Raw genomic sequence first — 8,412 nt, 5'->3', positions numbered from 1 at the left:
GACGGCGCCGGCGCGCTGCGCATCACCCCCCGCGCCGCCACGTACCGCAGGCCGCTGCACCGCTTCACGGCCCTCGCCGGCGCCCGGCCGCTCCGGCTCGACTACACCGGGGCCGCCTACCGCCGCGTCACCGTGGCCTGCGACCTCAAGGAGACCGAGGGCCGGATCGCGATCGACGGCAAGGGCCGCGGCACCACCCGGTGCGCCCCGGACGACCTGGCCGAGAGCCTGCGCGGCGGCCCGGTGCCCGTCCGCGTCGAGCACCGCGGCGGCCGGGCGGTCGCGGTCAGCGAGGTCCTCGCCCAGCCGTCGCCGTCCCGGGTGGCACGGGGCACGCTCCGCCGGGCCGGGGACTCGGCCGTGCTGTTCACCCGCGCCGGCCGCACCGTACGGCTCGGCCACACCGGGGCGGTCTCGTTCAGCCGTGTGACGCGCAGGTGCGGCGACGGGTGGCTCGCCGGCGCCCCCGTCAACGCGGACAAGAACGGCCTCGGCCGCAAGACCTGCACGGCGGCCGACCTGGTCAGGGCGCTCAAGGGGGCCGGGCACCCGGTGGCCGTCCAGGTCGACTACGCGCCCCTCGCCGAGGAGGTCCAGCAGGTCTGGGAGGTCTACGGGGACGCGTGAGCGGGCTCGTGGGGTTAGCGTGGGTCCGTGATGGCCTACCGCTATGGCGAGTACCACAACGGCCCCGACCCCCTGGCCCCGCCGTACGACGTTCGCGCGGCGCTGGACGAGATGGGCGACGCCATCCTGTCCGGCTCCACCCCCGTCCACGCCCTGCGCGACCTGCTCAAGCGCGGCCTGCCCGGCGCACATGACCGCAAGGGCCTCGACGACATGCTGCGCGAGGTGCGCCGCCGCCGCCGCGAGCTGCGGGAGAGCGGCCGCCTCGACGGCACCCTCGAACAGGCCCGCGCCCTGCTCGACAAGGCCATCGGCCAGGAGCGGGCCGAGCTGTTCCCCGACCCGTCCGACGACGCGCGGCTGCGCGAGAGCGAGCTCGACGCGCTGCCCGACGACACGGCGAGCGCCATCCAGGAGCTGAGCTCGTACGAGTGGCGCTCGGACGCGGCCAGGCGGACGTTCGAGGAGCTGCGCGACCTGCTGCGGCGCGAGGTGCTCGACAGCCAGTTCCGTGGGCTGCGCGACGCGCTGGCCGCCCCCGACCCGGCGGCCATGGACCGGGTCCGGCGGATGATGGCCGACCTCAACGACATGCTCGACAAGGACGCCAGGGGCGAGCACACGCAGGCCGACTTCGACGCGTTCATGGACGAGTACGGCGACCTGTTCCCCGAGCACCCCCGTGACCTGGAGGAGCTCGTCGACATCCTGGCCCGCCGCGCCGCCGCCACGCAGCGCATGCTGGCCTCCATGACACCCGCCCAGCGCGAGGAGCTCAACAACCTCATCAACCAGACGCTCGACCAGGCCGGGCTGTCCGACCAGATGCGCCGGCTCGGCGAGTCCCTCTACGCCCGCCGCCCCGACCTGGCCTGGAACACCCCCGAACGGCTCAGCGGCGAGGAGCCGCTGGGCATGGGCGACGCCGTCACGGCGCTGGAGGAGCTGGCCGACCTGACCCGGCTGGAGTCGGCGCTGCGCCAGGACTACCCGGGCGCCCGGCTCGACGACATCGACGAGGCCGCGGTCCGGCGGGCCCTCGGCCGCTCGGCGGTGGACGACCTGGAGGCGCTGCGCCGGATCGAGCGCGAGCTGGAGGAGCAGGGCTACCTGCTGCGCCGCAGGGGCAAGCTGGAGCTCACCCCCAAGGCGGTGCGGCGGCTCGGCGAGACGGCGCTGCGCCGGGTGTTCTCCTCGCTGGACGCGGGGCGGCGCGGCGACCACGACCAGCGCGACGCGGGCGCGGCGGGCGAGCTGACCGGCTCGTCCAGGCCGTGGCGCTTCGGCGACGAGCAGCCCATCGACGTGGTGCGCACGCTCGTCAACGGCGTCCGCAACGGCGGCCTGCGCCGGGCCGAGGGGACGCCGGGTTCCGCGGTGCGGCTGTCGGTGGACGACTTCGAGGTGGCCGAGACCGAGCGGCGCAGCGCCGCGGCCGTCTGCCTGCTGGTCGACCTGTCGTACTCGATGGCGCTGCGCGGAACCTGGGCGGCGGCCAAGCAGACCGCGCTGGCCCTGCAGGCGCTGGTGGCCTCGAAGTTCCCGCAGGACGCCGTGCAGATCATCGGGTTCTCCAACTACGCGCGCGTGCTCCAGCCGGACGAGCTGGCGGGCCTCGACTGGGACATGGTCCAGGGCACCAACCTGCACCACGCGCTGCTCATCGCGGGCCGCCACCTCGACCGGCACCCCGACTTCGAGCCGGTGGTGCTGGTGGTCACGGACGGCGAGCCGACGGCGCACCTGATGCGCAACGGGCACTCGGCGTTCGAGTGGCCGCCGTCGGCCGAGACGCTGGAGCTGACGCTGGCCGAGGTGGACAAGATGACCAGGCGGCGGGCGACGCTCAACGTCTTCATGCTGGCGGCCGACGAACGGCTGAAGGAGTTCGTGGACGAGGTGGCCCGCAGGAACGGCGGCCGGGTCTTCTCCCCCAGCGCCGAGCGGCTCGGCGAGTACGTGGTCAGCGACTTCCTGCGGCTGCGCCGGGCCCGCTGAGACGTCCGGCCGCGACGGTCAGGCGTCGATGAGCCGGGTGTAGAAGTCGAGGGCGACGTCGAAGCCGTCGCGGCAGTTGCGGTGGGAGCGGTAGCAGGGGCGCCAGGCGGTGCTGGCGCCCACGCCCTCGCGGGCGTCGGTGAGCGCCGCCGGCACCCGCTCCGGCCGGGGCAGCAGCCCGCCGCCCAGGTAGCGGACGCCCGACAGCTCGGTGTGCAGGCCGGCGCCGCCGCCGACGTAGCGGCCGAGCCGCCAGCCGCTCTCCTCGTCCCACACCAGGGCGGTGCCGTCGGCGAGCCGGACGGTGACGGCGCGAGGGTCGCACGGACCCTCCCACCAGTCGGAGACCTCGGCGCCGAGCTGCTCGACGACGAGGCGCGCGTAGCAGACCGGCTGCTTCAGCCACTCATCGGTGTACGGCTCGACGTGCCTGATGGCCAACGGAAGACACCCCCATGTGTCCAAAGGGTGAGAAAAGTGGGACGGTCCCCAACCATACCCGGGCCGAACTTATTCCGTTGCCACACCGTCTAGTCATTACGGACGATATTTACGTCCACGACGGGGAAGGAGGGGAGCCTCATGTTCGCCATGATTGTATTGATCGTTTTCATGGTGGTGGCCGTGGTCGCCACCGAGCTCGTCACGCGCTGCTCCCCGGACGGTAAAGAATGCGTCGAGACGCCGCTGAGTGTCGAGCCCACGGTCGAGATCGCCGGGGACTAGTGTCAGCGACATGTCGTCCCTGCTTCTCTGGCTGCACATCGGCTTCGCGATCTTCACCGTGGGTCCGCTCACGGCGGTGACCATGGCCGCGCCCCGCGCCATCCGGGCCAAGAACGTGCCCGTCCTGCAGAACATCCAGCGCACGACCCGCATCTACGGCGTCGGGTCGCTGGGCGTCCTGGTGTTCGGCATAGCGCTCGGCGCGGCCCTGGGCGGCGCGGTGCTCGGCAAGTGGTACATGACGGCGTCGATGACGCTGTTCATCGTGGCCATCGTGCTGATCGTCATCATCGACCGCGACCTGCGCGCCGCCGTACGGGTGCTCGCCAGCCCCGACGCGACGGACGACGCGAAGGTGCAGAACGGCCGGATCGCCGCCATCAGCGGGCTGCTGGCGGTGATCTGGCTCGTCATCCTCTTCCTGATGGTGGTGCCCAGCTAGGGGTCCCCGTGCCGGGCGTCCGGCTCAGCCCAGCGCCCGGGTCAGGTCGGCCAGCAGGTCGTCGATCGTCTCGATGCCGACCGACAGCCGCACGAGGTCGGCGGGCACCTCCAGCGGCGAACCGGCCGCGGAGGCGTGCGTCATGCGGCCGGGGTGCTCGATCAGCGACTCGACGCCGCCCAGCGACTCGCCCAGCGTGAACAGCTCGGCCCGGTTGCACACCTCGACGGCCGCCTCCTCGCCGCCCTCGACGCGGAACGACACCATGCCGCCGAACCGCTTCATCTGCTTGGCCGCCGCCTCGTGCCCCGGGTGCCCCTCCAGCCCCGGGTAGAGCACCTGGGTGACCTTCGGGTGGGCGAGCAGCAGGTCGACCACGCGCTCGGCGTTGTCGCAGTGGCGGTCCATGCGCACGCCCAGCGTCTTCAGCCCGCGCAGCGTGAGCCAGGAGTCGAACGGCCCGGCGACCGCGCCCATGGCGTTCTGGTGGTAGGCCAGCTCGTCGCCGAGCCCGCGGTCGGCCGCGATCAGGGCGCCGCCGACCACGTCGGAGTGACCGCCGACGTACTTGGTGGTCGAGTGGACGACCACGTCGGCGCCCAGCGCCAGCGGCTGCTGGAGGTACGGCGAGGCGAAGGTGTTGTCCACGACCAGCAGCGACCCGTTGTCGTGGGCGAGCTGGGCCAGGGCCTCGATGTCGGCGATGCCGAGCAGCGGGTTGGTCGGCGTCTCCAGCCACACGATGCGGGTCTTCTGCGTCATCGCCGCGGCGACGGCGTCGAGGTCGCCGAGCGGCACCGGGTCGAAGTGGAGGTCCCAGCGGGCGTTGACCTTGGCGAACAGCCGGTAGGTGCCGCCGTAGGCGTCGTTGGGGATGATGACGTGGTCCTGGGGCTTGCACACCGTGCGCAGCAGGGTGTCCTCGGCCGCCAGGCCCGAGGCGAAGGCCAGCCCGCGCGCCCCGCCCTCGACCGCCGCCAGCGCCTCCTCCAGCGCCGTGCGCGTGGGGTTGGCGGAGCGGCTGTACTCGTATCCGGAACGCAGGCCCCCGACGCCGTCCTGCTTGTACGTGGACGTCGCGTAGATGGGCGGCACGACCGCGCCGGTCAGCGGGTCGGGCTCCTGACCTGCGTGGATCGCCAGGGTTTCGAAACCGTTCGTCATAGGCCCCACGGTAACGGACACCCGCCGTCAGGCGGCGGCGGGCTCGTACCGGTCCTCGCGGGACGGCCTCAGGCGGCGGCGGGCTCGTGCCGGTCCTCGCGGGACGGCTTGGCCAGCCGTACCACGTCCGCCTCCGAGCGCGGCTCGCGGCGCGGCACCTCGATGTGCCGGCCGCTGCCGCCCTCCGCGTGCTCCCCGTTGATGCGCGAGAGCAGCACCGGGTCGGCCAGCGCCAGCAGCAGCGCGACCCCCAGGCCGACACCCAGCAACGTGAATCCGATGACCACCATGGCCTCGTCCCCCTTTCGGACACCTCTAGCATCCGCCGCCGGCCCCCGCCCCCGCCTCCGCTGAAGGACCGGTCCTGGCCCCCGGCGCTCGGCCGAACGGCCGATACGGGCACTCCGACTTCCGGCCTAGGCTCCAGTGCGTGGCGGACGGCAAGCGCATCGTGTACTGGATCAGACGGCTGAGCGAGATCGCCGTGCTCGGCTGGCTGGGCATGATGCTGCTGCTGGACGTGGCCGTCGCGGTGAAGAACGGCGGGCCGCAGTGGTTCGTCCCCGTCACGGGGGCCGCCGGCACGGTGGCGGTGGCGCTGCGCCACCGGTGGCGGCTTGAGGGGTTCGCGGCGGTGGCGGGCATGTCGGTGGCCGTCACGGTGGTCTTCGCGGCGACCGCCACGGCGGGCGCGCCCGGGTCGGCCGAGACCGGCGCGCTGCTCGTCCTCACCATCGGCGTGCTGCGCCAGGTGGAGCCGGTGCGGCGGGCGGCGGTGCTGTGCGTCGTCACGCTGGTCGTGCTCATGGCCGAGGGCGCCTGGCGCCTGTCCGACGGGAACGGGCTCGCGTTCTCGTTCCTGCTGTTCGCGGGCTGGTCGACGGCCGCCGGCATCGGCGGCTACCTGCGGTTCCAGCAGGAACGCCGCAACGAGGCCGTCCACGCCGTACGCCGGTCCGAGCGCCTGGAGCTGGCCAGGGAGCTGCACGACCTCGTCGCCCACCACATCACCGGCATCGTGGTCCAGGCCCAGGCGGCCCGCACGGTCGCGGAGACCAAACCGGAGGCCGTGGTGCCCGCCCTCGACGCCATCGCCGGGGCCGGCGGCGACGCGCTCAGCGCCATGCGGCGCCTGGTCACGGTCCTGCGGGCGGAGGACGAGGCGGGCCGCACCCCCGGCACGTCGCTGGCCGACCTGCGCCACCTGACCGAGCGGTTCTCCGCGAACGGGCCGAGGGTGGCGTTCGAGATCGGGCAGGGCATCGACGACCGCACCCTGCCGCCCGAGGTGATGACCACGCTGCACCGGGTGCTGCGCGAGGCGCTCACCAACATCCGCAAGCACGCGCCGGGGGCGTCGTGGATCGAGGCGGGCCTGCGGCTGGCCGACCGGGTCGCGGTGCTGCGGATCAGCAACTTCGGGTCAGCGGCGGATCCGCGGCTCGCGCGGCTGGGCGGCGGGTTCGGACTGGTCGGGATGGCGGAGCGGGTGGAGGCGCTCGGCGGCAGGCTGTACGCGGGGCCGACCCCGCAGGGCGCCTGGGAAGTGGTGGCCGAGTTCCCCCTCCCCTGAGCCGCCGCCTGGCCCTCCCGGCCCGGGTTCCCCCTCCCCCGAGGCGCCGCCTGGCCCTCCCGGGCCGGGTCCGGCGTCCCCCGAGGCGTGCTGCCCCGAGGCGTAGGCGTCCTGCCAGGCCGTCTCCCCGAGCGCTTCCCGTACACGGGCGGTGATCCGGTCCACGTCGAGCCGCTCGGCGGCGGGCAGAGGCGCTCCCGTCTCCTCCCTCGTGGCGGCCGCCGCGCCCAGCAGGCGGGCCGCCTCGGCCTGGTCCCCCGCGAGGGACACCGCGCCCGCGAGCCCCTCCAGGGCCAGCGCGACCGCCCGGGGATCGCCGCTGGCCCGGGCCGCGTCGTGGCCGGCCCGCTGCCGTGTCAGGGCCGTCGCGGCGTCGCCGCGCTGCTCGGCGGCGAAGCCCAGCTCCGCCATGACGAACGCGATGCCGGGCGTCCCGCGCACCTCCCGCAGCCAGCCCAGCCACGGGGTCAGCAGCGCCTCCGCCTCCGCGTACCTGCCCTGCCGCCGGGCGCTCACGGCCAGGCCGAGCACGGCGTACTCCTCGGCGGACTTGTACGACTGCGCCACGGCCAGCCGCCGGGCCCGCTCGTGCCGCTCGTCGGCGGCGGCGTAGTCGCCGGCCAGCAGCGCGATCCGGCCCAGCGCCGACAGCTTGAAGGGCACCTCGAAGCCGAGCCGCTCGGCCAGGCGCAGCCCCTCCTCGCGCAGCCGCGCCGCCTCCGCGTAGTCGCCGCGCGCCTCGGCGCGCCGGTCGAGGGCGTCCATGGCCTCCATCCGGCCCCAGTCGTCGCCCAGCTCGGTGAACAGCGCGAGGCTGCGCTCGCCGTCGCGCCGCATCGCGTCCAGGTCGCCCCGGACGAGGGCCAGCTTGGCACGCAGGGACAGCGTGGCCGCCACGCCCCACCGGTCGCCGAGCTCCTCCAGCACGGCCAGCGCCCGGTCGGCGGCGGCCCGGTGCTCCTCCTGGTCGCCGTACGCCCACTGAACGTGGCTGAGGAACCACGAGGCGACCGCCTCGCCATGGGCGTCGAGGCCGGTGCGGTGGACGGGGGGCGGGGCCTCGCCGCTGAGCACGGTCATCCCGGCCAGCCACACGGACGCCACGGCCGCCTCGCCGCGAGCGGGCCCGGCGGACGCGTGGGCAGGGTCGGCTGACGCGCCGTGGCGGGCCAGGGCGGCGGTCAGGGAACGGCGGGCCTCCCCCAGCCGGCCACGCAGGTACCAGTACCAGGCCAGCGCGTTGACCAGGCGCAACGGCTCGGGCCCGGTCAGCGCGAGCCGCAGGTTGGCGCTTTCGAGGTCGAGCCGCTCCAGCCACTCGACCTGGCGCGGCCCGCGCAGCTCCGCCCGTACGGCCAGCTCCGTGTAGTGGCGGGCGTGCCGTTCCCTGACCGCGTCCACCTCACCCGCCTCGGCGAGCCGCTCGGCGCAGTACGCGGACACCGACTCCAGCAGCCGGTAGCGCGGCCCCGGCGTGACCACGACCAGCGACCGGTCCACGAGCCGGGCGACGACGTCGAGCACGTCGACGCCGGGCTCGGCGCAGACCTCCTCGGCGGCCTCCAGCGTGCAGCCGTCGGCGTGGACGGCCAGCCGGCGCAGGACCACCCGCTCCTGCTCGGTCAGCAGCTCCCAGCTCCAGTCGATCGCGGCCCGTAGGGTCCGCTGCCGGGCGGGCGCGTCGCGCATGCCGGCGCTGAGCAGCCTGAACCGGTCGTCGAGGCGCTCGGCCACACCCCGGACGCCCAGCGCGCGTACCCGCGTCGCCGCCAGTTCCAGGGCGAGGGGGCGCCCTTGGGCAGCAGGGCCACCACCACGGCCCCCAGCACGGGCACCGCCAGGAGTATGGGGAGCCAGAGTGACGACATCAGATGTTCCCAAC

General features: G+C 74.3%; 8 protein-coding genes. 5 read left to right on the top strand and 3 right to left on the bottom strand.

The features are described from left to right. Both AB0H81_RS42345 and AB0H81_RS42340 read left to right on the top strand, forming a co-directional pair. Nucleotides 1-627: hypothetical protein (locus AB0H81_RS42345; protein ID WP_358387414.1), on the top strand; the 627-nt coding region annotated here is incomplete at its 5' end. Between the two features lie 30 nt (nucleotides 628-657). Next, the gene (locus tag AB0H81_RS42340) at nucleotides 658-2,625 is read left to right on the top strand and encodes a hypothetical protein (RefSeq protein ID WP_358387411.1); all 1,968 of its coding nucleotides are present in this window, start codon (nucleotides 658-660) and stop codon (nucleotides 2,623-2,625) included. Nucleotides 2,626-2,643: 18 nt separating this feature from the next. Here the strand turns inward: AB0H81_RS42340 and AB0H81_RS42335 are convergent, their stop codons facing one another. Continuing rightward, a complete protein-coding gene (locus tag AB0H81_RS42335; RefSeq protein ID WP_358387408.1) occupies nucleotides 2,644-3,066 on the bottom strand; it encodes a DUF6292 family protein in 423 nt (140 codons plus the stop codon). Nucleotides 3,067-3,207: 141 nt separating this feature from the next. Between AB0H81_RS42335 and AB0H81_RS42330 the strand changes: the two genes are divergently transcribed. Together AB0H81_RS42330 and AB0H81_RS42325 are read left to right on the top strand one after the other, a co-directional pair. Next, nucleotides 3,208-3,351, top strand: a complete 144-nt coding sequence (locus tag AB0H81_RS42330) for a hypothetical protein (protein ID WP_358387405.1) — start codon at nucleotides 3,208-3,210, stop codon at nucleotides 3,349-3,351. Nucleotides 3,352-3,361: 10 nt separating this feature from the next. Continuing rightward, nucleotides 3,362-3,793 carry a hypothetical protein gene (locus tag AB0H81_RS42325; protein ID WP_358387402.1) on the top strand — a complete coding sequence of 144 codons (432 nt, stop codon included), beginning with the start codon at nucleotides 3,362-3,364 and terminating at the stop codon, nucleotides 3,791-3,793. Between the two features lie 24 nt (nucleotides 3,794-3,817). On the opposite strand, the gene AB0H81_RS42320 is transcribed toward AB0H81_RS42325, so the two are convergent. Together AB0H81_RS42320 and AB0H81_RS42315 are read right to left on the bottom strand one after the other, a co-directional pair. After that, nucleotides 3,818-4,957 carry a cystathionine gamma-synthase gene (locus AB0H81_RS42320; protein WP_358387400.1) on the bottom strand — a complete coding sequence of 380 codons (1,140 nt, stop codon included), beginning with the start codon at nucleotides 4,955-4,957 and terminating at the stop codon, nucleotides 3,818-3,820. A gap of 68 nt (nucleotides 4,958-5,025) precedes the next feature. Then, nucleotides 5,026-5,247 (bottom strand): hypothetical protein, encoded by a 222-nt coding sequence (locus AB0H81_RS42315; RefSeq protein ID WP_358387397.1) that lies wholly within the window; start codon nucleotides 5,245-5,247, stop codon nucleotides 5,026-5,028. Nucleotides 5,248-5,387: 140 nt separating this feature from the next. Between AB0H81_RS42315 and AB0H81_RS42310 the strand changes: the two genes are divergently transcribed. After that, complete coding sequence (locus tag AB0H81_RS42310; RefSeq protein ID WP_358387394.1) at nucleotides 5,388-6,530, top strand: histidine kinase; 1,143 nt, start codon at nucleotides 5,388-5,390, stop codon at nucleotides 6,528-6,530. Nucleotides 6,531-8,412 lie beyond the last annotated feature (1,882 nt).

The sequence above is a fragment of the Nonomuraea sp. NPDC050691 genome (genome assembly GCF_040654455.1).
Taxonomy (GTDB): Bacteria; Actinomycetota; Actinomycetes; order Streptosporangiales; family Streptosporangiaceae; genus Nonomuraea.
The sequence above is the reverse complement of the archived record's forward strand: the minus strand, read 5'-3'. Positions and strand labels throughout refer to the sequence as shown.